This window comes from Bacillus sp. JNUCC-21 (assembly GCF_041222765.1).
Lineage (GTDB): Bacteria > Bacillota > Bacilli > Bacillales > Bacillaceae > Bacillus > Bacillus velezensis.
Genome location: NZ_CP166019.1, coordinates 3121502 through 3145179, shown reverse-complemented (window position 1 = coordinate 3145179; position 23678 = coordinate 3121502). Strand labels below are relative to the sequence as shown.

The window sequence follows — 23678 nt, the reverse complement described above, 5'->3', positions numbered from 1 at the left end:
AAGGGAGATCAGCATGAAAAAAGATATTCATCCGGATAACCATCAAGTGATTTTTCAAGATGTGAACAGCGGCTATCGCTTTTTAAGCCATTCTACGAAAACGTCAGCGGAAACGGCAGAGTGGGAAGACGGAAAAACATACCCGCTGATTAAAGTGGAAGTCAGCTCAGATACGCATCCGTTTTATACAGGCCGCCAAAAGTTCAACGAAAAAGGCGGGAGAGTCGAACAGTTCAACAAAAAATACAATATGGGAAAATAAGACAAGCCCAATGGGGTTTGTCTTATTTATTGAGCACTTTGTCATCTCGTGCGGGGAGTGACGAAATGACCCGTCTTATGTTATATTGTGAATAAAAAAGCAGAAAGGAAACACCAAGATGAGTCTTCTAAACGATATCATGCAATTTAATGAGCAGTTCACTAAAAACAAAGATTATGAAAAATACCAAACATCTAAATTCCCGGATAAAAAAATGGCGATTTTGTCTTGTATGGACACACGTCTTGTAGAATTGCTTCCGCATGCGATGAATATGCGAAACGGCGATGTGAAAATTATTAAAAGTGCCGGCGCGCTTGTCGCCCACCCGTTCGGAAGTATCATGCGCAGCCTTTTAGTGGCCGTATACGAATTAAACGCCGATGAAGTCTGCGTTATCGGCCACCATGATTGCGGCATGAGCAAAATCAACAGCGAGGATATGCTCGATAAAATTATCGACCGCGGTATTCCGAAAGAGCGGATTGACATGCTGAAGCACTCAGGAGTTGATCTTGATCAATGGCTGAAAAGCTTTGATTCAGTAGAAGCGAGTGTTACAGACAGCGTAAACGTCATTAAACACCATCCGCTATTCCCTGACAATGTGCCGGTGCACGGTCTGGTGATTGATCCTGAAACCGGTAAACTTGATCTGGTGATCGACGGTTACCAGCATATGGACTAATGTTTTTCTTTCTTGTCCGGTACGGGATCAACACCGCCCGGATGAAAAGGGTGGCACTTTAAAATCCGCTTCAGTGTCAGCCATCCGCCTTTTAATGCGCCGTGAGTCTTGACGGCTTCGATTCCGTACTGCGAACAGGTCGGATAAAAGCGGCATGACGGCGGCGTCAGCGGAGAGATGAACTTCTGGTATCCGCGGATGAACGCAATCATTATGGTTTTCATCAAAAAACCACCTTTCTGATGCTAGTATAGAAAAAAAATTTCAGATTGAAAAGCTTCCGCCACAATTCTTATCGGAAAACTGTGTTATAATGGATGCATATTCTGAAAAAAAGGGAGTGCCATTATGCCTTCAGTAGAAAGTTTTGAGCTTGACCATAATGCGGTTGTGGCTCCGTATGTAAGACATTGCGGAGTGCATAAAGTCGGAACAGACGGCGTCGTGAATAAGTTTGACATTCGCTTCTGCCAGCCGAACAAACAGGCGATGAAGCCGGATACGATTCATACGCTTGAGCACTTGCTTGCGTTTACGATTCGCACACATTCTGAGAAATACGATCACTTCGACATCATAGATATCTCACCGATGGGCTGCCAGACAGGCTATTATCTTGTTGTCAGCGGCGAGCCGACAGCGGAAGAAATTGTAGACCTGCTTGACGCTACGCTGAAAGAGGCCATCGATATTACGGAGATTCCGGCGGCCAACGAAAAACAGTGCGGCCAGGCGAAACTTCATGATTTAGAAGGCGCGAAACGTCTGATGCGTTTCTGGCTGTCACAGGATAAAGAAGATTTGCTGAAAGTGTTCGGATAAAAAACAGGCCTTTTTGCTGACATGCAAAAAGGCTTTTTTACATATTTCTAAAAAATGTCACACCTTATGTGTAAGCGTTTGTTAAAATAGAAGCAAACATGAAGGAGTGATGGGATGAAACGGGCTGTATTGGCAGGTATGTGCGGTATGGTATTTCTATTATCTTCCTGCGGGGGCAATTCGGACAAAACCTCCGCGGATGAAGAGCCTAAAGCGCTTGAGGTCAAGCTTACAGGACCGGAAACGGCAGCACCGCATGAAAAAACGGAATACAAGGCGGAGGTTTTTTACGGCGGCAAGCGTGTCACGGATGCGGATGAAGTCATGTTTGAAGTATGGAAAGAAGGAAAAAAAGGCAGCAGCAAAACAAGCAAGGCCAAGGAGGAAAAAGGGGCGTATCACCTGCGGACTGAATTTGATGAAGAGGGTGTGTATACCGTTCAATCCCACGTAACGGCAAATCAGCAGCATAATATGCCGACTGTAAAAGTGCGTGTCGGGGATGCTGAAGCTGCCGATGATTCCTCCGGCCATGAGGAACAGACGCATCATCATTAAGGATTTTTTTTATTCGTCAAGCCTTTTGATGCGTCCTCCGGCGGGTCAATCGTATGTTTTACATTATAAGCTCTTACAGTCGACCAGATGGATAAAAGCAGCACGGCGAGCACGATAAGAAAGCCGAAGCTCAGAAGAAGCACCATGAAACCCCTCCTTTTTAACAAATCATAACATATTTTCCATCCGTAAAACCAAGGGCTAAAAATTTATGTTTTAACACACGATATATAGGGTATATCAATAGTAAACCAAAGGAGGAAGATAGGCATGTCAGAAAAACTATTGGACGCAGTCAATAAGCAAGTTGCAAACTGGACGGTCATGTATGTGAAATTACATAACTATCATTGGTACGTCAAAGGGAAGGACTTTTTCACATTGCATGAAAAGTTCGAGGAGCTGTATAACGAAACGGCTACATATATTGATGATCTGGCAGAACGTCTGCTGGCATTAAACGGCAAGCCGATCGGCACAATGACGGAATCATTGAAGACAGCGTCTGTAAAAGAAGCGGAAGGCAATGAGAGCGCAGAACAAATGGTACAGAACATTTATGATGATTTCACTGTCATTGCGGAAGAGCTGAAAAGCGGCATGGATCTCGCAGATGAGGTAGGAGACGAAACGACCGGTGATATGCTGCTTGCCATTCACCAGAATATCGAAAAACATAACTGGATGCTGAAAGCGTATTTGGGATAATCAACAAGGGAGGACCGGGGCTATAAAGCACTCGGTCTTTTATTTGGCTGCCGAAGAGAGGTGTTGTCCATTTTTCTGAAAAATCCAGTCCGTTCCATTCACTTTTCATAGAATAATGTAAGGCCGTTTCTGTGAAAGGATGTTGGATCAAGTGGGCAAAGACTTTGGCATCTTTTCGTTTTTTGCAGTGATCGTGTCGGCAGCGGGGTTTTTCTTCGGAGGTTTTCAGTATTCGTTTCTGATTTTGCTATCGGTCATGGCGATTGAGTTTATCAGTACAAGCTTAAAAGAATCTCTTTTGCAGCAGCTGAGCGCAAGAAAGCTTTTTGCGCGGCTGGTCAAAAAAATCGTGACCCTGGCATTAGTCTCAGTTTGCCATTTTTTTGACCAGCTGCTTCATACCGAAGGCGCCATCCGTAATTTGGCTATCATGTTTTATATCTTATACGAATCGGTTCAGATCGTGATTACGGCAAGCTCGCTGGGCATACCGGTTCCGCAGGTGCTTGTCGACCTATTGGATACTTTGAAAAATAAATTCAAGCGCAAACCGTAACATTTGCTTCAAAGGAGGCTATACTAGCGGGTATGATGGTTTTCCTCTGAATTTTTGATAAAGGGCTTCCGAACAAACGCAACTGTGGTATGATGTATGGAAGATATGAAGGAACGGATTAGAGGGATAAACATGTACGAGTTTAAAGACTATTATCAGAACACTGTTCAGCTCTCCTTTGAACACCAGCCTTTTTCAGACAGCCCGAAGCACGTGTGGGTCATATGCCGATATGGAGATAAGTGGCTTTTGACTGAGCACGAAGACCGGGGGTTTGAATTTCCGGGCGGAAAAGTGGAGCCGATGGAATGTGCGGAGGAAGCGGCCTTGCGCGAGGTGAAAGAAGAAACCGGCGCCGCGGTAAGACATCTGAAGTACGTCGGACAGTATAAAGTTCTCGGCAGGGAAAAGGTAATCGTGAAGAATATTTATTTTGCCGATATTGAAAAGCTTGAAAAACAGGCTGACTATTTTGAAACAAAGGGGCCGGTGCTGTTCAGCGAACTGCCGGAGAATCTCCCCCGAAATAAAAAATTCAGTTTCATTATGAAAGATTCGGTGCTTCCGATCAGTCTGAAAAAGCTGAAAGAGGACGGCGTATTTCAATCATAAAAAACGGAGACCCGGCGTTTACGCACGGGTCTTTTTTAAATTTTTCCTTTCGTCCATTTTCTTTCTAACAGTTCGACTCCCTGATACATCAATGTCGCAAAAATCGCGATGATCAGAAGGCTTAAGAATACAAGAGTGAAATTGAAGACCTGGAATCCGTAAATGATCATGTAGCCCAGACCTTTTTCGGAAACGAGAAACTCGCCGACGATCACACCGACCCAGGATAAACCGACGTTCACTTTAAGCGCGGAAATAATCGCGGGGGCGCACGCCGGCAGAATGACTTCTTTAAACATGATGCTTCTTTTCGCTCCGAAGGTTTTCATCACCTTAATATAGTTTTCATCCACTTCCTGAAAAGCCGTAAAGACGACGATTGTCGTGATAATGACACTGATGACTGCTCCCATGGCGACAATGCTTGTGAAATTCGGTCCGAGTGCCACGATGAGAATCGGTCCGAGTGCGACCTTCGGCATCGCGTTTAAAATGACGAGGTACGGGTCTAAAACCCGGGCGAGCCTGTTTGACCACCATAACAGAGCGGCGAGGCATGTGCCGAGGAGCGTGCCGAACAAAAAGCCGAGAACGGTTTCTCCTAAGGTTACGCCGATGTGCGCCGCAAGGGATCCGTCCGCAATCTTTTCAACTAAAAGCCTGCAAACGGCGGAGGGTGAGCTGAAGATTAACGGATCGATCCAGCCCGCCCTGCTCGATATTTCCCATCCGGCAAAAAATACGATAAAAATGGCGGCCTGATACGCACGGATCCGGAGCTTTTCTTTTTGGTGTCTTTTCTTAAACTGCTGATGAAGCTGTTCAATCGTGCCGCTGCTGTTTTTCAAGGGAATTCAGCTCCTTCCATATGGTTTGAAACAGCGGCTGAAAGGCTGGATCCTGACGCGCGTCAAACGGATCTAAAGCCGCGAGCTCCTTAGGCACGGTGAATATTTGGTGGATGGTGCCCGGCTGATTCGAAAATAAATAGATCGTATCGCTCATGGCGATGGCTTCACCGATATCGTGGGTGACGAGCACGGCGGTTTTTTGAAAATCCTTTAATGTTCTGAAGACAAGGTTTTCCAAAGAAAGCTTCGTTTGAAAGTCCAGCGCGGAAAACGGTTCATCAAGGAGCAGCAGTCCCGGGTCCGGTGCAAGAGTTCTGGCAAGTGCCGCCCGCTGCCGCATCCCGCCTGACAGCTCTTTCGGGTATTTCTTTTCAACGCCGATTAATCCGAGCTTAGGCAGAAGGCTGAGAACTTCAGCTCTTTTTTCTTCTGTTAATGTTTTTGAAATGTGTAAACCGAGCAGCACGTTTTCCTCAATTGATTTCCAAGGAAATAAATAATCCTGCTGAAGCATATAACCGATTTGGTGTTCTTTATGGTTCGGCACGCTTCCTTCAATCAGCACCCGGCCTTGCGCAGGAGTAATAAGGCCGGCCAGAATGGACAGGAGTGTTGTTTTTCCGCATCCGCTCGGTCCGAGAAAGGAGATGAAATCCCCTTTTTCAATCTGAAAATGTATATCTTTCACGGCGGTTGTCTTTTCTTTCAGCGAGAAATAAGTATGTGTTACATGATCCACATGTAAAAAAGACATTCATGTTCCTCCTATTGTTCTGAGGTGACTTTTTTGGCGATTTTTGTGTTGACGAGTTTGCTGTACGGAATGTGTTTCGGGAGCTCTCCGGCTTCATCCATAATAGATTGAAGCTGTTCCCATTCATCCTTTTGCAGAACTGGGTCTGCAGAGAATGACTTTTGTTTTTTATATCGCTCTATTGATGTTTCGATAATGGCCGGATCGGTATCGGCAAATTCCTTCTGAATCGTTTTTGCGATGTCTTTGGCCGGATGGCTTTCCACCCATTGCTGGGCGCGATAGATGGCGCGGGTGAATTTTTCCGCCGTCTTTTCATTGGTTTTCAAATAACTTTCTTTTGCCATAAAGGTTGTGTATGGCATTTGGCCGGAAGCTTCTCCGAAGGATGCGACGATATGGCCGATGCCTTCTTTTTCAAATTGGGATGCCGTCGGTTCAAACAGCTGCACATAATCACCCGTTCCGGATGCGAATGCGTTGGAAATATTGGCGAAATCAATGTTTTGAACGAGGTTAATGTCTTTTTTCGGCTCTATGTGATTCTTTTTCAGGACGTACTCACCGGCCATTTGGGGCATGCCGCCTTTTCGCTGGCCGAGAAATGTTTTTCCTTTTAAATCGCTCCATTTGAATGATTTCTCATCCTTCCGTGACACGAGAAATGTGCCGTCCGTCTGTGTCAGCTGCGCGAAGTTGATGACCGGATCTTTTGCTCCCTGCGCCTCCACGTAAATGGATGTTTCAGAACCGATCAGCGCGATGTCTGACCCGTTTGACAAAAGCGATGTCATTGTTTTGTCTCCGCCCCATGTTGTTTGAAGTGACACTTGGAGCCCTTCTTTTTTAAAGAAACCTTTTGCTTCAGCGACATACAGAGGCGTATAGAAGATGGAGTGTGTGACTTCCGCCACCTTTACCTTTGTCAGACTTTCTTCCTGTCTGCAAGCCGGAAGAATGAGCAGGAAAAAGGCGCATATGACAAAAACGCAGCCCGTTTTGAGCCATTTGTTCACGGTGTAACCTCCTTGTTTTAAGCGTTAAATAACCTTTTCTGCTTTACATATCGTATGATGGGTATAAAAAATGTGTGAGTGCCCATATTCACGTTGGGAAAGAATAAAAAAACTGATGATATAAGGAGGCCATTGTTTTGCTGGTAGAAAAGAAAAGGTTCCCGTCTCCGAGTCCGCATATCCGCCTCTTTGAGGTATGCTATGAGTCAGAAGGGCTGAAGGTAAAGGGGCTTCTTGCCGAGCCTGCGGCGCCGGGAACATATGACGGTTTTTTATATTTGCGCGGCGGCATAAAAAATGTCGGCATGGTACGCCCCGGAAGAATCGTTCAATTCGCTTCCCAAGGCTTTGTCGTGTTTGCGCCCTATTACAGAGGCAACCAGGGCGGCGAGGGAAATGAAGATTTTGCGGGAGAGGACAGAGAGGACGCGTTTTCCGCTTTCCGCCTGCTTCGGGAGCATCCGAACGTCAGAGAAGGGCGGGTGCATATTTTCGGATTTTCCCGGGGCGGAATCATGGGGCTTTTGACCGCGATTGAAATGGGGCATCAAGCGGCTTCGCTCGTATCATGGGGCGGTGTGAGCGATATGGTGCTTACTTATGAAGAGCGGAAGGATATGCGGCGGATGATGAAGCGGGTGATCGGAGGCACGCCGAAAAAGGTGCCGGATGAATACAGCTGGCGTTCGCCGTTTGAAAAAGCAGACCGCATTCAGGCCCCTGTGCTGCTCATCCATGGAGAGAATGATGAGAATGTTTCGATCGAACACGCCCGAATGATCGAGGACAAGCTGAAAGAGGCGGGGAAACCGGTGGAAACTTGGTATTACAGCGGTTTTACGCATTATTTTCCGCCGCAGGAAAACAGACGCATTGTCCGGCGGCTGGCGGAATGGATGAAGACACGGTAAGATGCCTGATTTATGATATGATAATAAAGAATAAGAGAATGAAAGGGGATTTTCATTTTGGGAATGCCTGTTGAATTTAATACCATGATTGTGACAAAAGGCAATGAAAAACGGATAGAGGAAAATATCTTTTTATTGGAGAAAGAGGGCTACCGCGTCTATCCTCTTGATATTCCGATGGACGTGCGCAAAACGAAAACCGGCGAGAAATCCGGCACCGGCGAGGTCCAAAAGCTCGAATGGGCGAACGGCCGGACAAGCATTACATACAGACTCACGTCGCTTCATTCGACAAACTGAAAAAACAAAAGCCGAGGGCATAAACGCCCTTGGCTTTTTTGATTACACGAGAGGTCCGCCGGCTTTGGCAATCGAGTCTGCATGGGAAAACTTTTTAAAGTTTTCTTTAAACTCATTGGCTAAAAACAGCGCTTTTTCGTTGTATGCTTGTTTATCGCTCCACGTGTTTTCAGGCTGAAGAACTTCATCCGGAACGCCCGGAACATGAACGGGACTGCGCAGGCCGAAAATGCTGTCTGCCGTCATGTCAGTCTGGTTCAGTCTGCCTTCAATAGCAGCCTTGACCATCGCTCTTGTATACGAAAGTTTCATCCTTTCTCCGACTCCGTACCCTCCGCCGGTCCAGCCTGTGTTGACCAGGAAGACTTGAACGCCGTGTTCGTCGATTTTATGCCCGAGCATTTCGGCATATACATGCGCCGGAAGCGGAAGGAACGGTGAACCGAAGCACGTCGAGAAAGTCGTTTGCGGAGATGTCACGCCGCGTTCGGTTCCCGCGAGTTTACTGGTGTACCCGCTTAAGAAATGATACATCGCCTGTTCCTTCGTCAGTTTGCTGATCGGAGGAAGCACGCCGAATGCGTCCGCCGTTAAAAAGACGATCGCCTGCGGATGGCCGGCAATGCTCGGCTGCACGATATTGCCGATCATCTCAATCGGATATGCGGCTCTTGTGTTTTCCGTGTAGAAGGAATTGTCGTAATCCGCTTCACCCGTTTTTTCATCAAGCACGACATTCTCAAGAACAGACCCGAAGCGGATCGCACGAAAAATCTGCGGTTCTTTTTCCTCGCTCAGATTGATACATTTAGCGTAACATCCGCCTTCAATGTTGAAAACGCCGGAATCTGACCAGCCGTGCTCGTCATCGCCGATCAGTTTGCGGTCCGCATCGGCTGAAAGCGTCGTTTTCCCTGTGCCGGAAAGGCCGAAAAACAGGGCGACATCGCCTTTTTCACCGACATTGGCTGAGCAGTGCATCGGCAGTATATCCTGCTGCGGAAGCAGGAAGTTCATAATGGAGAATATTGATTTTTTCATTTCTCCGGCGTATTCGGTGCCGCCGATTAAAATGACGCGCTTTTCGAAAGAGACAATGATAAATGTTTCCGAATGCGTGCCGTCCGTCTCCGGATCTGCTTTAAAATGCGGAGCCGAGAGAATGGTGAAAGGCTGCGCTTGCGGATCTCTTTCATCCGTCTCCGGTCTGATAAACAGCTGGCGCGCGAATAAATTGTGCCACGCAAATTCATTTACGACCGTAATCGGCAGTCTGTATTTTTCATCCGCTCCCGCGAACCCTTCAAAAACAAACAGTTCATCCCGCTGTTTTAAGTAGCTGACGACTTTGGCGTACAACTTTTCAAACGCCTCTTCAGAAATGGGCTGATTCACCGCGCCCCAATCAATTTGATTTTCTGTGCTTTGTTCACGGACGATAAATTTATCTTTAGGTGACCGGCCTGTATATGCGCCGGTGGTGGCGCGTACGGCGCCCGTTGATGTCAGCGTTCCTTCATTTCGGCTGATCACTTTTTCGGTAAGTTTTGGAGCCGATAAATTATGATGCACATTCGGACTTGCAAGTAATGCTTGAAGATCTGCGGTTAAATCAACTAATTTCATAAAAACCTTCCTTTGCCGGTTTATTTGTATTTCGCTGAATGTGGAATTAGTATAACATATATCTGAAAATAGTCTATACTATTTGAGGTTTTTTGTTTGTGTTTTTCCATTGCTTCCCGAAATAAAGGCGCGTAATCGCTTTAATTCATATTGACACTTTCCGCCCTTTTACGATAAGATATTTCATTGAGCGGATACTCTTATCCCGAGCTGGCGGAGGGACAGGCCCGATGAAGCCCAGCAACCGGTTTCTCTGTAAAAAAGCAGGTGAAAACACTGTGGGAAACCAAGGTGCTAACCTGATGCAAGGTTTAATATTTTCCTTGAGCGATAAGAGTGAAAGGCACACAGACCAAACCCTTTCCTCGAGTGGAAAAGGTTTTTTTATTTCATAAAATATGCCAATTAACATTCTCTGATATAGTATGACATTGTATTAAGAGGGAGCGAGTTCCGTATCATATGAGAAGGTCTTGCAAAAGATCTTTTTTCAGGAGGAAAAGTGAATGAGTAAAAACCGTCGACTATTTACATCTGAATCTGTTACTGAGGGTCATCCGGACAAAATCTGTGACCAAATTTCTGACAGTATCTTAGATGAGATTTTAAAAAATGACCCGAACGCGCGCGTGGCCTGCGAAACATCTGTAACGACAGGACTTGTGCTGGTAAGCGGAGAGATTACTACATCAACATACGTTGACATTCCGAAAACAGTCCGTGAAACGATTAAAGAAATCGGCTACACACGCGCCAAATATGGATTTGATGCGGAGACTTGCGCTGTTTTAACATCAATTGATGAACAGTCTGCGGATATCGCAATGGGTGTCGATCAGGCTCTTGAAGCGCGTGAAGGCACAATGAGCGATGCTGAAATCGAAGCAATCGGAGCGGGAGACCAAGGCCTGATGTTCGGTTATGCGTGTAACGAAACGAAAGAGCTTATGCCGCTTCCGATCTCTTTGGCGCATAAATTAGCCCGCCGTTTGAGCGAAGTCCGCAAAGAAGACATTCTTCCGTACCTTCGCCCTGACGGCAAAACGCAAGTTACCGTTGAATATGATGAAAACAACAAGCCGGTCCGCATCGACGCGATCGTCATTTCGACTCAGCACCACCCGGAAATTACGCTTGAGCAGATTCAGCGCAATCTGAAAGAGCATGTCATTAACCCAGTCGTGCCTGAGGAACTGATCGATGAAGAGACAAAATACTTCATCAACCCTACGGGACGTTTCGTAATCGGCGGACCTCAAGGTGATGCGGGTCTGACCGGCCGTAAAATCATCGTTGACACATACGGCGGATATGCACGCCACGGCGGCGGCGCATTCTCTGGTAAGGATGCGACGAAGGTAGACCGTTCTGCGGCATACGCTGCGAGATACGTAGCGAAAAACATCGTGGCAGCAGGTCTTGCTGATTCTTGTGAAGTGCAGCTTGCATACGCAATCGGCGTGGCACAGCCTGTTTCTATTTCCATCAATACATTTGATACAGGAAAAGCTTCTGAAGAAAAACTGATCGAAGTCGTACGGAATAACTTCGACCTGAGACCTGCCGGCATTATTAAAATGCTTGATCTGCGCCGCCCGATCTATAAGCAGACAGCTGCTTACGGCCACTTCGGACGTCATGATGTGGATCTTCCTTGGGAGCGTACTGACAAGGCGGATGCGCTTCGCAAAGAAGCACTAGGAGAATAATTTTATAGCCGCTTACTTAAGCGGCTTTCCCTTTTTGTAGATGCTGCCATGCTTATTTTTTACATAGCGTGAAACCAATGGCGTAACAAAGCGTCTATAAAAAGGGGGTCCAATTAGAAAATTACACTTATGGAGGCTATACTATGTGTGGATTTGTCGGTGTTTTTAATAAGCATCCATTAACTCAAACCGCAGATCAAGAAGAGCTAATCAAACAAATGAACCAAATGATCGTTCACCGCGGTCCTGACAGCGATGGGTATTATCATGACGAGCACGTCGGATTCGGCTTCAGACGGCTCAGTATTATTGACGTAGAAAACGGCGGACAGCCTTTATCATATGAAGACGAAAAATATTGGATCATTTTTAACGGCGAAATCTATAATTACATTGAATTGAGAGAAGAGCTTGAAGCGAAAGGCTACACTTTCAATACAGATTCCGATACCGAAGTGCTCCTTGCGACATACCGTCATTATAAAGAAGAAGCTGCTTCAAAGCTTCGCGGAATGTTTGCGTTTTTAATCTGGAACAAAGCTGACCGCGTCATGTACGGCGCGAGAGACCCGTTCGGCATTAAACCGCTGTATTACACAACCATCGGGGACAAAGTATATTTTGCATCTGAAAGAAAAAGTTTAATGGCCGCTCAAAACGGCATTGATCTTGATACAGCTTCTTTACAGCAATATATGTCTTTCCAATTCGTTCCTGAACCGAGCACGCTTGACGCTGAAGTGAAAAAAGTCGAGCCGGGCAGCCAGTTTACGATCCGTCCGGAAGGCGACATCGCGTTTAAAACATATTTCAAAGCGAACTTTAAGCCTGTTCAGTCTGATGAAGATAAATTGGTGAAAGAAGTCAGAGACGCAATCTTTGACTCTGTCAAAGTTCACATGAGAAGTGACGTGCCTGTCGGTTCGTTTCTATCCGGCGGTATCGACTCTTCTTTTATCGTCTCAGTTGCGAAAGAATTTCACCCGAGCCTTAAAACATTTTCCGTCGGTTTTGAGCAGCAGGGCTTCAGTGAGGTTGACGTAGCGAAGGAAACGGCTGCCGCGCTCGGGATTGAAAACATCAGCAAAGTCATTTCTCCCGAGGAGTATATGAACGAGCTTCCGAAAATCGTCTGGCACTTTGATGACCCGCTTGCAGATCCGGCGGCGATTCCTTTGTACTTTGTCGCGAAAGAAGCGAAAAAACATGTAACGGTCGCGTTATCCGGGGAAGGCGCGGACGAGCTGTTCGGCGGGTACAATATTTACCGCGAACCGCTTTCGCTTAAACCGTTTGAACGCATTCCGTCCGGTCTGAAAAAAATGCTTCTTCATGTGGCGTCCGTCATGCCTGAAGGAATGAGAGGGAAAAGCCTCTTAGTCCGCGGCTGCACACCGCTTGAGGAGCGCTATATCGGTAATGCGAAGATTTTTGAAGAGCCCGTGAAAAAACAGCTGCTCAAACATTACAATCCAGAGCTTTCATACCGTGATGTCACGAAGCCGTACTTTACGGAAAGCCGTTCATACAGCGACATTAATAAAATGCAGTATGTTGACATCCATACGTGGATGCGCGGCGACATCCTGTTAAAGGCTGACAAAATGACGATGGCCAACTCATTGGAACTGCGCGTGCCATTCCTTGATAAAGTCGTGTTTGACGTAGCTTCAAAAATTCCGGATGAATTGAAAACGAAAAACGGCACGACGAAATACCTTCTGCGCAAAGCTGCTGAAGGGGTAGTGCCTGATCATGTGCTTAACCGCAAAAAACTCGGCTTCCCTGTGCCGATCCGCCACTGGCTGAAAAATGAAATGAACGAATGGGTTCGCAACATCATTCGCGAAAGTGAAACAGACGCTTATATTGAAAAGGATTATGTCCTTCAGCTTCTGGAAGATCATTGTGCCGACAGAGCGGACAACAGCCGCAAAATCTGGACCGTGCTGATCTTCATGATCTGGCACAGCATCAATGTCGAAAAAAGACTGGTGCCGGAAGAGCTGAATCATCAGCCGAAAGAAGTCATTTTCGTTTAATCCAAAAGGCTTTCGAGTTATCGAAAGCCTTTTTTCTATTGTTTTTTGTAAACCGTCTATTCCGCTCTGTTTTCGACAAAGTATTACGCAATATTCAGAAAAAGGTTATAATAGGACTAATCGGGTAGATTCCGGAAAGAGTTTTCTGGCTATTTCGTCTCGGTTTGTTGTTTCTTTGTCAAAATCAGGGGGAGGGAGAGTTATGCAAAACAAAGAAAAAACGCTTCACCGCGGCTTGGAAGAGCGGCATATCTCGCTTATGTCGTTGGGCGCCGCGATAGGAGTCGGGCTGTTTCTCGGGTCGGCTTCTGCCATAAAGCTTGCCGGGCCGGGGATTTTAGCCGCTTACGCCTGCAGCGGACTGATTATGTTTTTTATTATGCGGGCATTAGGGGAAATGGCGATTCAAAAGCCTGTAGCCGGCTCATTCAGCCGGTATGCCAGAGATTATCTCGGTCCGCTTGCCGGGTTTTTAACAGGCTGGAATTATTGGTTTTTATGGGTTGTTACCTGCATGGCGGAAATCACCGCGGTCGGCATTTATATGGGCTACTGGTTCCCTGACGTGCCGTCATGGATCTGGGCGCTTTGTGCACTCGTCATTATGACGGCTGTCAACTTTCTGGCGGTCAAAGCGTACGGTGAGCTTGAATTCTGGTTTGCGCTCATTAAAGTCTTGGCGATTCTGTCAATGATCGCGATCGGTCTGGTGATGATCGTATTCGGTCTCGGAAACGGAGGCGTTGCGCTCGGAATCAGCAATTTATGGAGCCACGGCGGCTTTTTCCCGAATGGGATTAAAGGGGTGCTGCTGTCGCTGCAAATGGTCATGTTTGCCTATCTCGGGATTGAGCTGATCGGTGTCACAGCCGGTGAGGTCAAAAATCCGGAAAAATCACTGGCGCGGGCCATAGATACTGTTTTTTGGCGCATTCTCATTTTTTACGTCGGAGCTTTGTTTGTCATTATGTCAATTTATCCGTGGCAGGAAATCGGTTCAGGCGGAAGCCCGTTTGTTTTGACATTTGAAAAAATCGGAATACCCGCTGCAGCCGGAATCATTAATTTTGTCGTATTGACGGCGGCTCTTTCTTCCTGCAACAGCGGGATCTTCAGCACGGGGCGTATGCTGTTCAATCTGGCGGAGCAAAATGAAGCGCCTAAAGCATACGGTACGGTCACAAAAGGCGGTGTGCCAGGAAAAGCGGTATTGGTTTCAGCGGGCGCGTTATGCATCGGCGTTCTGCTGAACTACGTGGTGCCGGCGAAAGTGTTTACGTGGGTGACGAGCATTGCGACGTTCGGAGCGATTTGGACATGGTCGATTATTTTGCTTTCCCAAATGAAATACCGGAAAAGCTTACAGCCGGAACAACGGAAAAAACTCAAATATAAAATGCCTTTATACCCCTTTTCCTCATATATCTCGCTGGCATTTCTCGCTTTTGTCGTTGTGCTGATGGCTTTTAATGCAGAGACCCGGGTGGCCGTCATCATCGGGCCTGTCTGGTTCGGCATATTATTAGCCGCCTATTACGGGAAAGGTTTCCATAAAAGAAAAGACATAGGTCTGGAAAACGGACAGACATTCGCCGAAAAAGCGTAAAAAAAGAGCCCGGGACATGGGCTCTTTTTTTCATAGGATCGGGCCGGCGGGGGAAGAATAAAACAAATTCCTGAACATTTTGCTTCTGTTTCCTGACAATCGGGAGAATGCAAATGGTTTTTACTTAAATAATATTTTGAAAAATGGTACAGTAGTAAAACAAAGCTGATCTATTTTTATTTCTCTTGCAGTGTTTTATAGTATCGGCCTTTTTCAACATATTCCGTTCTGATTCTTTCCATGTCCCGTATGTCTTCTTCTGTCAGCCGGCGGATAACCTTTGCGGGCCGGCCGAACGCAAGACAGCCGGGAGGAATGGTTTTGCCCGGAGGAACGAGACTTCCGGCGCCGATAAACGCGCCTTCTCCGATTTCCGCCCCGTCAAGAATGACGGAGCCCATACCGATTAAAGCATTCTTTTTGATGATTGCGCTGTGCAGTGTAACCTGATGGCCGATCGTGACGTCATCTTCAATAAGAAGCGGGCGGTTCGGACTTTGATGCAGACAGCTCAAGTCTTGTATGCTGACTCTTTTTCCGATCCTTGTCGGCGCAACATCCCCCCGGATGACGGCTGAGAACCAAATGCTTGATTGTTCTCCGATCACGACGTCGCCCGTAATGACGGCGTTATCCGCAATGAACGCTTCAGGATGTATGTCAGGCGTAAATTGTTTATAAGGGTAGATTATCATGTCTCATCCTTCTTTCTCTAAATTTATGTAAGAGGTGAACTGCATGTGGACTTGGAAAGCAGACAGGCCCGTCGGTACCATTGTCATTATCCACGGGGCAAGCGAATACCACGGACGTTATAAATGGCTCGTTGAAATGTGGAGATCTTCCGGATATAACGTGGTGATGGGCGATTTGCCCGGTCAGGGAACGTCGACCCGCGCCAGAGGGCATATTCGCTCTTTCCAAGAATACATTGATGAAGTAGATATATGGATTGATAAAGCGAGAACGCTTGAAGCGCCCGTTTTCCTTTTGGGCCACAGCATGGGCGGACTGATTTCGATAGAATGGTTTAAGCAGCAGAGAAATCCCCGCATTACGGCACTCATTTTATCATCACCTTGTCTGGGTCTGCAAATAAAAGTCAATAAAGTCCTTGATTTTGCGTCTAAAGGACTGAACGTCCTCGCTCCGTCCCTCAGAGTGGATTCCGGCTTATCACCTGATATGGCAACGAGGAATGCGGATATGATTGAAGCGGATCAAAACGATTCTTTATATGTCACGAAGGTATCCGTAAGATGGTACAGAGAGCTTTTAAAAACCATTGATGCCGCTATGGTGCCGACTGATGCGTTTTTAAAGGTGCCGCTTTTGCTTATGCAGGGCGGAGATGACAAAATCGTCGATAAAATGAAGGTCCGCAAATGGTTTTCCGGTGTGGCTTCCCATAATAAATCGTACCGGGAATGGGAAGGGCTTTATCATGAAATTTTTAATGAACCGGAAAGAGAAACTGTGTTTAAGGCGGCAAAAGCCTTTACAGATCAGTATATTTGAATTCGCTGGGGGTGCATATGTTGACAGTACCGGAACATCCTTTTAACCTTATGGCAAAAGTGTATCGGGAAATTTTTCCGCTCGTTCATCAGGAATTGAACATGTGGCGGGAAAAATCAGATTCCATTAAAAATACCGAACTGCGGCAGCAGGCGGCCGCAAGTATCCGCGATAAGTCGTTTCATTGTGAAGGCGGCGGCATTTTAGCCCTGCTTTCGGGAGAGCAGAAACAGAAATGCGTGCAATTTATCATCGCGTATCAGACAATCAGTGATTATCTGGACAATCTGTGCGACCGCAGCACCTCGCTTGATCCCGAGGACTTCCGCATGCTTCATCTCTCCATGCGTGACGCGCTGACGGTCGGTGCCGAGATGCGGCCGTACTATCAGTACAGAGACGAGCGGGATGACGGCGGTTATCTTCATGAGCTGGTCAGAACATGCCAGCGGGTGCTCGGGTCAATAGAACATTACGGTATCATTAAACCTTATTTGCTTGAGCTGTGTGATTATTATTGCGATCTTCAGGTTCATAAGCATGTCGTTGAGCATGAACGCGTTCCGAGGCTTAAAGGCTGGTTTGAGCAGTACCGGTCACAGCTTCCGGAAATGGAGTGGTTTGAGTTCTCGGCCTGCGCCGGATCGACGTTAGGCATTTTCTGTCTCGTTGCTTACTCATTCCAGCCTGATTTTAACGAACATACCGCTGAGAAAATCCGCAGCAGTTATTTTCCGTACATACAAGGGCTGCATATACTGCTTGATTATTTAATTGACCAGGAAGAGGATCTGCTTGAAGGCGATCTGAATTTCTGTACGTATTATCAGTCTCATGAAGAAATGATGCAGAGACTGCAGCATTTTATTGAAAAAGCGGATGAACATTTGCAAGGCATTCCGCATGAAAATTTTCACCGGCTGATCAACAGAGGGCTGCTCGGCGTCTATTTATCCGATGACAAAGTCGCCGGCCAAAAAGAAATGGGCCGCCTCGCGCGAAAGCTGATCAGGGCTAGCGGAAAAACGTCATTTTTCTTTTATATCAACGGAAGAGCCTACCGCAAATTTCAGAAGATGGCTTGGACGAAAAGTTCGTAATGGGTGAAAGTGCTTACGCTTAATATTTCTGATGAAAAAGAGACATGCGCATTTTACGCTGTCTCTTTTTTTAACGGTTTCTTTTTTGCCGCAAGGTGCATTGCGAATTTGCCGATCAGCCCGATGACAAAAAATGCAGCAAACCACCAGTAATAGGTTTTTGCGAACTCAAATCCTAAATGTCTTGATAAAATGATGACGAACATCACATAGGGAACACTTGAAAATATGATGCGAAGAATATTCAAACTGCCGCTCCTCCCAGATGTTACACTTAAAAGATGTGCTTTTTTCCATTATTTCATAGTAATTGATTTTTCTTGAAAAGTAAACACAAAAAGAATCGGCCCGCTTATGACAGGCCGATTCTTTATTTGCCGGCAGATTTCTTTTCAATCGCTATAATAAACGGCGGGTCGTTTCGCTGGTTGAGAAAGCCGTAGCTCAGCACGCGCGCTTTTTCCTGATCAAGATTGCTGCAGTACTCCAGTAATGCACTTTTTTCCGTCTTGCCTTCAGGATGCCCGTGGTACACAACGAGAACGATCAGCCCGTTCTCCTTCAGCAGTTCAAGGAGCTGTTCGATTGCGGAAATGGTTGAGTGGCCGTTTGTCGTAATGCTTTTATCGCCGCCGGGCAGATAGCCGAGATTAAACACGGCGCAAGCCACACGACCGTGCGCATCTTCAGGAAGCGATGCCTTTATTTGATCATGGCTCTTATGGTGAAGCGTGACGCGCGGGCCGAAGTCGGCACCGAGCCGTTCCTTCGTTTTAGCGAGTGCGTCCGCTTGAATATCAAAGGCATGGACATGTCCTGTCTCACCGACAAGGCCGGCCAGGAAATAGGTATCATGTCCGTTGCCCATCGTCGCGTCAACCGTGATATCACCTTCCTGTGCGGCGGACTTCAGCAATTCTTTACTGAAAGGGAGGATGTGCATCAAGGTCATAGGGCGGTCTCCTCCCCGATCTTTCTAAAGAGCTTTCCTTGATAGCTTCCTCGTGTTTCCAGCTCTTTTTGAATGGCGCCCAGTACTTCCCACTTATTGACGCTCCACATTGGTCCGACCATTAATTCGATCGGCCCGTCTCCCGTAATGCGGTGAACGATCATTTCCGGGGGAATGATTTCGAGCTGATCACATACAAGACTTACATATTCTTCTTGAGAAAGGAACTCCAGCTTTCCTTTTTCATATTGCTTCACCATCGGTGTGCCTTTTAATAAGTGAAGCAGGTGAATTTTAATGCCTTGGACATCCAAATCAGCGACGGCTTTGGCCGTCTCCATCATCATGTCCCTGTTTTCAAGCGGAAGCCCGTTAATGATATGGGAACAAACGCGGATGCCGTGTTTTCTCAGTTTATTGACGCCCTCAACATAGCAGTCAAAATCATGGGCGCGGTTGATCAGAAGGGCGGTCCGCTCATGCACGGTCTGCAGCCCGAGTTCAACCCACAAATACGTCCGCTCATTCAGTTCGGCCAAATATTCCACGACATCGTCCGGAAGGCAGTCCGGACGGGTCGCGATCGACATGCCGACAACGCCGTCAAGCTTGAGGACGGATTCGAATTTTTCTCGCAGCTCCTCTACCGGAGCATGCGTATTCGTGAACGCTTGGAAATATGCGATATATTTGCCGTCTTTCCACTTTTCGTGCATGCGGTTTTTGATATCGTGAAATTGCGTGAGTAAGTCATCGGCCCGATTGCCGGCAAAATCGCCGGAGCCCGCCGCGCTGCAGAATGTGCAGCCTCCGTGTGCAACCGTGCCGTCCCGATTCGGGCAGTCAAAACCGCCGTCAAGCGCGACTTTAAACACTTTATGCCCGAAATGCTCCCGCAGATGATAATTTAATGTATGGTACCGTTTTTCCGTATTTGAATAAGGAAAAGGGTTATTCTCGTTCAATGTTCAAAAAGCCTCCCTCACATCAGATGCATCCTAAAATTGTAGCATGAATGATGGGGGTTCACAATCTGAAAACAGGATGCGGCTTTCTTTTGTTTATTATGACTGCAGGCAGGATTCTCATTCCTTTAGTTAAACACGGAAAATTTGGTTCTCTTTCCTTCAACCTTCGGGTGTTATTATTTTTGGACCGCTCAAACTAAGTTTGATTTCCCATTCACTGAGGAGGGGTTTCGTTGGCAACAAGACAATCAGTAGATGAACATCTCCAAAGAAGCGAACAGGCGTATGAATTTGCGAATGAGCAATTTATGACCGCTTCGAAACAAGAGCATTATAATGATAATGAGTACAGTGAAGCGCAAATGATGCTTGAAAACGCGGTGAATGAATTAAACAAGCTGTCATTATCTGCGAATGATCAGCAAAGAGAGCAGCTTTACCGAATGAGATTGCAGCTGCAGACCTTGCAAAACAATATGATTTTGCAGCGTAATTTTGATTACTGACCGCGCCGTTTCAAATGGTTCAGCAAACCTGCCGGAATCCCGGCGGGTTTTTTTGTATTTTTTTTAAAAAAGAATTGACAATAGGGCGGAGTGTGTTTATTGTATTACGTGTACTACTTGATGTAATACACATAAAACACTCAAAAAATGAATTCGACATATAAATGTTAAGCATAGGGAAGGGGAACTTTCATGAAAAACAAAAGATCCGTAAAACAAGATGTGCCTCTTATTATCGCCGCCTCGGTTTTGGCAAGCAGTCTGTTTGTCGTTCTTGTCGTCATCGGTTTTCAATGGCAGAACATTTAAAGAAAGAGAGCAGCTCGTAAAAGAAAGAAGGGAAGTAAATGATTCAAATCGATCCGAGAAGCTCAACTCCGATTTATGAGCAGATCATACAGCAACTGAAAGAGCTTTGTTTAAAAGGGATCATGAAGCCGGGGGATAAACTTCCTTCTGTCAGGGAATTGGCAACGATCATTATCGCCAATCCGAACACAGTCAGCAAAGCGTACAAGGAGCTCGAACGCGATGGTGTCATTGAAACGCTGAGGGGAAGAGGAACGTATATATCGGAGAATGCAAAAACGACATTGGTTGAAGGGAAGATGACGATGATAAAAGAGCAATTGAAACAGCTCATCATCGATGCCCATTACGCGGGAGTTGAGCTGGAGAAGCTGCAGGAATGGATAAAGGAAATCAGCGCTGATGTGGAAGGAGGCAAGGATCATGATTGAATTGCGGAATCTCTCAAAAACGATAGACGGTAAAGAAGTGCTCAAGGATATTTCGCTCACCATCGGAAAAGGGGAAATTTTCGGGCTGCTCGGGCGAAACGGATCAGGGAAAACAACACTGCTCCGGCTCATTCAACAGATTCTGCTGCCGGATCAAGGGACGGTTTTATTTAATCAGGTGGAAATAAAGCGGCATCCGAAAGTAAAACAGAACATCATTTATATGCCTGTTGAAAATCCTTTTTATGACAAGTATACATATAAACAGCTTGTTGCGATTGTAAGCAGAATCTATCCGAATTTTGATGTGACTTACGCCAATGAGCTGATGAACAGGTACGGCATTCCGGAAACGAAGAAATACCGTGAATTATCGACAGGCCTGAAAAAACAGCTTGCGCTCGTCCTTGCCTTTGCTTCACGCCCGGCACTTATTCTTTTGGATGAACCGACGGACGGAATTGACGCCGTAACGCGTCATGATGTGCTTCAGCTTATGGTGGATGAAGTGGCTGAACGGGAAACGAGCATTCTGATTACATCACACCGTTTAGAAGATATTGAGCGAATGTGCAACCGGATCGGGTTTTTGGAAGGAAATCAGCTGACGAATGTGATGGACTTGGATGATATGAAGGAAGAGTACATGAAAATCCAAATGGCATTTGAAGAAAACGTCGCCTTGAAGATCAGAGAACAAAACATACCGATTCTCGACCATGCCGGTGTGTTTTATACGGTGCTGATTCAAAAGAACGATGAGAAGAAAAAGAACTTTCTGCAAGAGCTGCAGCCGAAAGTATGGAACGAGCTTCCTGTGAACTTAGAAGAAGTCTTCATCGCGAAGTTTGGAGGGAACCGAAGATGGTAGACAGGGGATTGCTGTACAGGGAATGGGTGCAGAATCGAACTGTTCTTGTGATGGTCGGCCTTTTTTTAGCCGCGGTCAATCCATTTGAAGTGTTAAATACCTATCTGGTTTATCAAGGCTGTCTGGACACCCCGGAAGCATATTGTAACTTTTATGTGAATTCTTTGGATAGCGGAATGCTGAACTTGAACTGGGCGCCCGCTGTCATCTTAGCGGTTTGCTTATTCGGACTGGAGCGTACGAAAGGTACGATTGATACGCTGTTCAGTCTGCCTTATTCCCGCGCTCAGGTGTTTCACACTAAATTTTGGCTCGGGGCGGCGGTCATTGCCGGATTCCAAATCATCGGCTACGGGCTGGCTGAACTGCTCATTCTTCTGTTAAAGCCTGAGCGCGTATATTTCTTCCACCATTACAGCGTCGGAGAGATTATTGTGAGTGTTTTGGCTTTTACATTGGTTGCGAGTGCAGGCTGCTTAACGGGGAATACGTTCGCCCAGCTGTTAACGGCGTTTGCCGTGTCGATATCACCATACTTGATCATTACGTTGCCGTTGTCCAATGTAGAAGTCATCTTCGGAGCCGGCATGTATGAGCTGATGCCGTCAGTCGATGCTTATATCAAAGTATACAATCTTTTTCAATACTTGAATCCGATCATGTACATTGATACAGATTGGGTATCTGCCAGCAAGTATATATTAATCATCCCGGCAGTGATGAGCATTGTATTTTATGCCATCGGGTACTTTTGCTATGTCAGGCAGCCGGTGGAACGGAACGGCCGTTTTTTTCTCTGGAGACAGCTTGACCGGCCCATTCAGATTGTGGTGATTATAATCGCCGTTCTCGGTTTTGGCCTGGCGGGGTACTCGACGGGACATACGATGACAGGGTATGTGGCCGGGATGATTGTCGGGGGAGCGGTCGGATTTTTAGTCAGTTATTTTGTGATTTATAAAAAAACGAAGCATGTGTAAGAGAGGAGGACCGGAATGATACCGCGGGGATTGTTGTACACAGAATGGAAGAAAAATCAGTGGTTGTTTTTATGCAGCGGCATTCTTTTAATGGCGGCAAACCCTTTTATGGTTTATAACAACTACTCAACATATCAAGAATGTTTGAATAACCCAGCTCTTCAAGATTGTGAATTCGTTGTCAATTATACGAATGGGTCGCCTCTTTCCTTCAGCTGGAGTGTAAGTGTCATCATTGCCGTCTTCTTATTAGGCTTGGAACGGACAAAGGGAACGATGGATGCCTTGTTAAGCATGCCTTACAGCAGAGGCCAAATCTTTCAGACGAAATTCTGGCTCGGCGCAGCAGTCATTGTTGTTCCTCAGGCGATAGGCTATGGAGCGGCGTCATTGCTGATATCTTTGCTGAAACCGAGCCATACGTACGATTTTGATCATTTTTCAATCGGAATGATTGTCATCAGTTTTATGGCTTACGCCTTGTTAATGGCATCCGGCGCATTAACGGGACAGATATTCGCCCAGCTGTTAACGGCGTTTACCGTCACGGTTCTGCCCTTTTTACTCATCGGTCTGCCGGCCGCGAATTTAGAGGTTGTTTTCGATTTTAGTGTCGGAGATCAATTTTCTTTTATCAGCAGTTATATCGAATCCCGTCTTTTTATATTTGTAACCCCTATTGGATATGTGTTTAACGACTGGATCAGAGAAAGGGATTTGGTTTTAATCATTCCGATTGTGATGAGCCTTGTCTTTTATCTGATCGGTTATGTCAGCTTTCTGAAACACCCGAATGAACGGAACGGCAGATTCTTTCTTTGGAGAAAATTGGACCGGCCGGTGCAGATCTTGGTGATTGCCTTTGCCGTTATGGGTTTCGGCGTTTTCGGATATGGGGTCACAGACACGATGTTCGGCTATTTAGCCGGCATTATCTTCGGCGCGGTTATCGGGTTTTTCATCAGTTATTTTACGGTTTACAGGAAGTCAAAGCATATGTAGATCTGTTTGAAAATGAGCAG

29 protein-coding genes and 1 riboswitch are annotated in these 23678 nt (G+C 46.3%); of the genes, 19 read left to right on the top strand and 10 right to left on the bottom strand.

Going from position 1 to position 23678, the window contains the following annotated elements; all coding sequences use genetic code 11:
* The first annotated feature begins 13 nt into the window (after window positions 1-13).
* The gene (locus tag JNUCC21_RS15855; protein ID WP_007408839.1) at window positions 14-262 is read left to right on the top strand and encodes a type B 50S ribosomal protein L31; all 249 of its coding nucleotides are present in this window, start codon (window positions 14-16) and stop codon (window positions 260-262) included.
* Window positions 263-380: 118 nt separating this feature from the next.
* A complete protein-coding gene (locus JNUCC21_RS15850) occupies window positions 381-950 on the top strand; it encodes a carbonic anhydrase (protein ID WP_003152233.1) in 570 nt (189 codons plus the stop codon).
* Here JNUCC21_RS15850 and yidD read toward each other — a convergent pair.
* Window positions 947-1174, bottom strand: a complete 228-nt coding sequence (gene yidD, locus JNUCC21_RS15845; protein WP_060562192.1) for a membrane protein insertion efficiency factor YidD — start codon at window positions 1172-1174, stop codon at window positions 947-949. The genes JNUCC21_RS15850 and yidD overlap by 4 nt on opposite strands.
* Window positions 1175-1298: 124 nt before the next feature.
* Here yidD and JNUCC21_RS15840 point away from each other — a divergent pair, with 124 nt between their 5' ends.
* Window positions 1299-1772, top strand: coding sequence for an S-ribosylhomocysteine lyase (locus tag JNUCC21_RS15840; RefSeq protein WP_003152237.1), 474 nt, complete (start codon window positions 1299-1301; stop codon window positions 1770-1772).
* A 114-nt stretch (window positions 1773-1886) separates the two neighbouring features.
* Window positions 1887-2330: a FixH family protein gene (locus JNUCC21_RS15835; RefSeq protein ID WP_015240434.1), complete on the top strand. Its 444-nt coding sequence runs from the start codon at window positions 1887-1889 to the stop codon at window positions 2328-2330.
* Here JNUCC21_RS15835 and ytzI read toward each other — a convergent pair.
* On the bottom strand, window positions 2327-2476 hold the full coding sequence (gene ytzI / locus JNUCC21_RS15830; protein ID WP_072589487.1) for a YtzI protein: 150 nt from the start codon (window positions 2474-2476) through the stop codon (window positions 2327-2329). The two genes, JNUCC21_RS15835 and ytzI, sit on opposite strands and share 4 nt — an antisense overlap.
* Before the next feature lie 124 nt (window positions 2477-2600).
* Here ytzI and JNUCC21_RS15825 point away from each other — a divergent pair, with 124 nt between their 5' ends.
* From JNUCC21_RS15825 to ytkD, 3 genes are all read left to right on the top strand, one after another.
* Window positions 2601-3038 (top strand): Dps family protein, encoded by a 438-nt coding sequence (locus JNUCC21_RS15825; RefSeq protein ID WP_007408835.1) that lies wholly within the window; start codon window positions 2601-2603, stop codon window positions 3036-3038.
* Window positions 3039-3189: 151 nt separating this feature from the next.
* Window positions 3190-3594, top strand: coding sequence for a holin family protein (locus JNUCC21_RS15820; protein ID WP_007408834.1), 405 nt, complete (start codon window positions 3190-3192; stop codon window positions 3592-3594).
* A 132-nt stretch (window positions 3595-3726) separates the two neighbouring features.
* Entirely contained in the window at window positions 3727-4206 is a 480-nt protein-coding gene (ytkD, locus tag JNUCC21_RS15815; RefSeq protein WP_003152244.1) for an RNA deprotection pyrophosphohydrolase, read from the top strand.
* 35 nt (window positions 4207-4241) lie between these two features.
* Here the strand turns inward: ytkD and JNUCC21_RS15810 are convergent, their stop codons facing one another.
* Genes JNUCC21_RS15810 through JNUCC21_RS15800 form a run of 3 tightly spaced genes read right to left on the bottom strand, consistent with a single transcriptional unit; the run spans window position 4242 to window position 6827 of the window.
* Window positions 4242-5054 carry an ABC transporter permease gene (locus JNUCC21_RS15810; protein WP_012118258.1) on the bottom strand — a complete coding sequence of 271 codons (813 nt, stop codon included), beginning with the start codon at window positions 5052-5054 and terminating at the stop codon, window positions 4242-4244.
* Entirely contained in the window at window positions 5029-5811 is a 783-nt protein-coding gene (locus tag JNUCC21_RS15805) for an ABC transporter ATP-binding protein (protein ID WP_003152246.1), read from the bottom strand. Before JNUCC21_RS15805 ends, JNUCC21_RS15810 begins: the two co-directional genes overlap by 26 nt.
* 11 nt (window positions 5812-5822) lie before the next feature.
* A complete protein-coding gene (locus JNUCC21_RS15800) occupies window positions 5823-6827 on the bottom strand; it encodes an ABC transporter substrate-binding protein (RefSeq protein WP_007408830.1) in 1005 nt (334 codons plus the stop codon).
* A 137-nt stretch (window positions 6828-6964) separates the two neighbouring features.
* Here JNUCC21_RS15800 and JNUCC21_RS15795 point away from each other — a divergent pair, with 137 nt between their 5' ends.
* Window positions 6965-7738 carry a S9 family peptidase gene (locus JNUCC21_RS15795; protein ID WP_072589485.1) on the top strand — a complete coding sequence of 258 codons (774 nt, stop codon included), beginning with the start codon at window positions 6965-6967 and terminating at the stop codon, window positions 7736-7738.
* Between the two features lie 57 nt (window positions 7739-7795).
* Window positions 7796-8038: a DUF2584 domain-containing protein gene (locus tag JNUCC21_RS15790; RefSeq protein WP_003152249.1), complete on the top strand. Its 243-nt coding sequence runs from the start codon at window positions 7796-7798 to the stop codon at window positions 8036-8038.
* Window positions 8039-8080: 42 nt separating this feature from the next.
* On the opposite strand, the gene pckA is transcribed toward JNUCC21_RS15790, so the two are convergent.
* Window positions 8081-9664 carry a phosphoenolpyruvate carboxykinase (ATP) gene (gene pckA, locus JNUCC21_RS15785; protein WP_007613256.1) on the bottom strand — a complete coding sequence of 528 codons (1584 nt, stop codon included), beginning with the start codon at window positions 9662-9664 and terminating at the stop codon, window positions 8081-8083.
* Between the two features lie 197 nt (window positions 9665-9861).
* A riboswitch (SAM riboswitch) is annotated at window positions 9862-10001 on the top strand.
* A gap of 169 nt (window positions 10002-10170) precedes the next feature.
* Here pckA and metK point away from each other — a divergent pair.
* The 3 genes from metK to alaP all read left to right on the top strand — a co-directional run bounded on the left by metK (window position 10171) and on the right by alaP (window position 15021).
* Complete coding sequence (gene metK, locus JNUCC21_RS15780; protein ID WP_003152253.1) at window positions 10171-11373, top strand: methionine adenosyltransferase; 1203 nt, start codon at window positions 10171-10173, stop codon at window positions 11371-11373.
* Window positions 11374-11516: 143 nt separating this feature from the next.
* A complete protein-coding gene (gene asnB / locus JNUCC21_RS15775; protein WP_003152255.1) occupies window positions 11517-13415 on the top strand; it encodes an asparagine synthase (glutamine-hydrolyzing) in 1899 nt (632 codons plus the stop codon).
* A 202-nt stretch (window positions 13416-13617) separates the two neighbouring features.
* On the top strand, window positions 13618-15021 hold the full coding sequence (gene alaP, locus JNUCC21_RS15770) for an alanine permease AlaP (RefSeq protein ID WP_007408827.1): 1404 nt from the start codon (window positions 13618-13620) through the stop codon (window positions 15019-15021).
* Between the two features lie 176 nt (window positions 15022-15197).
* Here alaP and JNUCC21_RS15765 read toward each other — a convergent pair whose 3' ends face one another.
* Window positions 15198-15713, bottom strand: coding sequence for a gamma carbonic anhydrase family protein (locus tag JNUCC21_RS15765; protein WP_025285156.1), 516 nt, complete (start codon window positions 15711-15713; stop codon window positions 15198-15200).
* Window positions 15714-15759: 46 nt separating this feature from the next.
* Between JNUCC21_RS15765 and JNUCC21_RS15760 the strand changes: the two genes are divergently transcribed.
* Window positions 15760-16539: an alpha/beta hydrolase gene (locus JNUCC21_RS15760; protein WP_052827754.1), complete on the top strand. Its 780-nt coding sequence runs from the start codon at window positions 15760-15762 to the stop codon at window positions 16537-16539.
* Between the two features lie 20 nt (window positions 16540-16559).
* Window positions 16560-17639: a tetraprenyl-beta-curcumene synthase family protein gene (locus tag JNUCC21_RS15755; RefSeq protein ID WP_072589832.1), complete on the top strand. Its 1080-nt coding sequence runs from the start codon at window positions 16560-16562 to the stop codon at window positions 17637-17639.
* Window positions 17640-17692: 53 nt separating this feature from the next.
* Here the strand turns inward: JNUCC21_RS15755 and JNUCC21_RS15750 are convergent, their stop codons facing one another.
* From JNUCC21_RS15750 to JNUCC21_RS15740, 3 genes are all read right to left on the bottom strand, one after another.
* Window positions 17693-17887: a hypothetical protein gene (locus JNUCC21_RS15750; RefSeq protein WP_003152265.1), complete on the bottom strand. Its 195-nt coding sequence runs from the start codon at window positions 17885-17887 to the stop codon at window positions 17693-17695.
* A gap of 122 nt (window positions 17888-18009) precedes the next feature.
* Window positions 18010-18591 (bottom strand): class I SAM-dependent methyltransferase, encoded by a 582-nt coding sequence (locus tag JNUCC21_RS15745; protein ID WP_007613246.1) that lies wholly within the window; start codon window positions 18589-18591, stop codon window positions 18010-18012.
* The gene (locus JNUCC21_RS15740; protein WP_007408822.1) at window positions 18588-19556 is read right to left on the bottom strand and encodes a TIGR01212 family radical SAM protein; all 969 of its coding nucleotides are present in this window, start codon (window positions 19554-19556) and stop codon (window positions 18588-18590) included. The genes JNUCC21_RS15745 and JNUCC21_RS15740 overlap by 4 nt, the downstream gene beginning before the upstream one ends.
* A gap of 236 nt (window positions 19557-19792) precedes the next feature.
* Between JNUCC21_RS15740 and JNUCC21_RS15735 the strand changes: the two genes are divergently transcribed.
* From JNUCC21_RS15735 to JNUCC21_RS15715, 5 genes are all read left to right on the top strand, one after another.
* Window positions 19793-20065 (top strand): YtzC family protein, encoded by a 273-nt coding sequence (locus JNUCC21_RS15735; protein ID WP_003152272.1) that lies wholly within the window; start codon window positions 19793-19795, stop codon window positions 20063-20065.
* Window positions 20066-20412: 347 nt separating this feature from the next.
* Window positions 20413-20805 (top strand): GntR family transcriptional regulator YtrA, encoded by a 393-nt coding sequence (ytrA, locus tag JNUCC21_RS15730; protein ID WP_015240427.1) that lies wholly within the window; start codon window positions 20413-20415, stop codon window positions 20803-20805.
* Window positions 20798-21676 carry an ABC transporter ATP-binding protein gene (locus tag JNUCC21_RS15725; RefSeq protein WP_007613240.1) on the top strand — a complete coding sequence of 293 codons (879 nt, stop codon included), beginning with the start codon at window positions 20798-20800 and terminating at the stop codon, window positions 21674-21676. The genes ytrA and JNUCC21_RS15725 overlap by 8 nt, the downstream gene beginning before the upstream one ends.
* Window positions 21670-22656 carry an ABC transporter permease subunit gene (locus tag JNUCC21_RS15720; RefSeq protein ID WP_369878310.1) on the top strand — a complete coding sequence of 329 codons (987 nt, stop codon included), beginning with the start codon at window positions 21670-21672 and terminating at the stop codon, window positions 22654-22656. Before JNUCC21_RS15725 ends, JNUCC21_RS15720 begins: the two co-directional genes overlap by 7 nt.
* A gap of 15 nt (window positions 22657-22671) precedes the next feature.
* Complete coding sequence (locus JNUCC21_RS15715; protein ID WP_015240425.1) at window positions 22672-23658, top strand: ABC transporter permease; 987 nt, start codon at window positions 22672-22674, stop codon at window positions 23656-23658.
* Window positions 23659-23678: the final 20 nt, after the last annotated feature.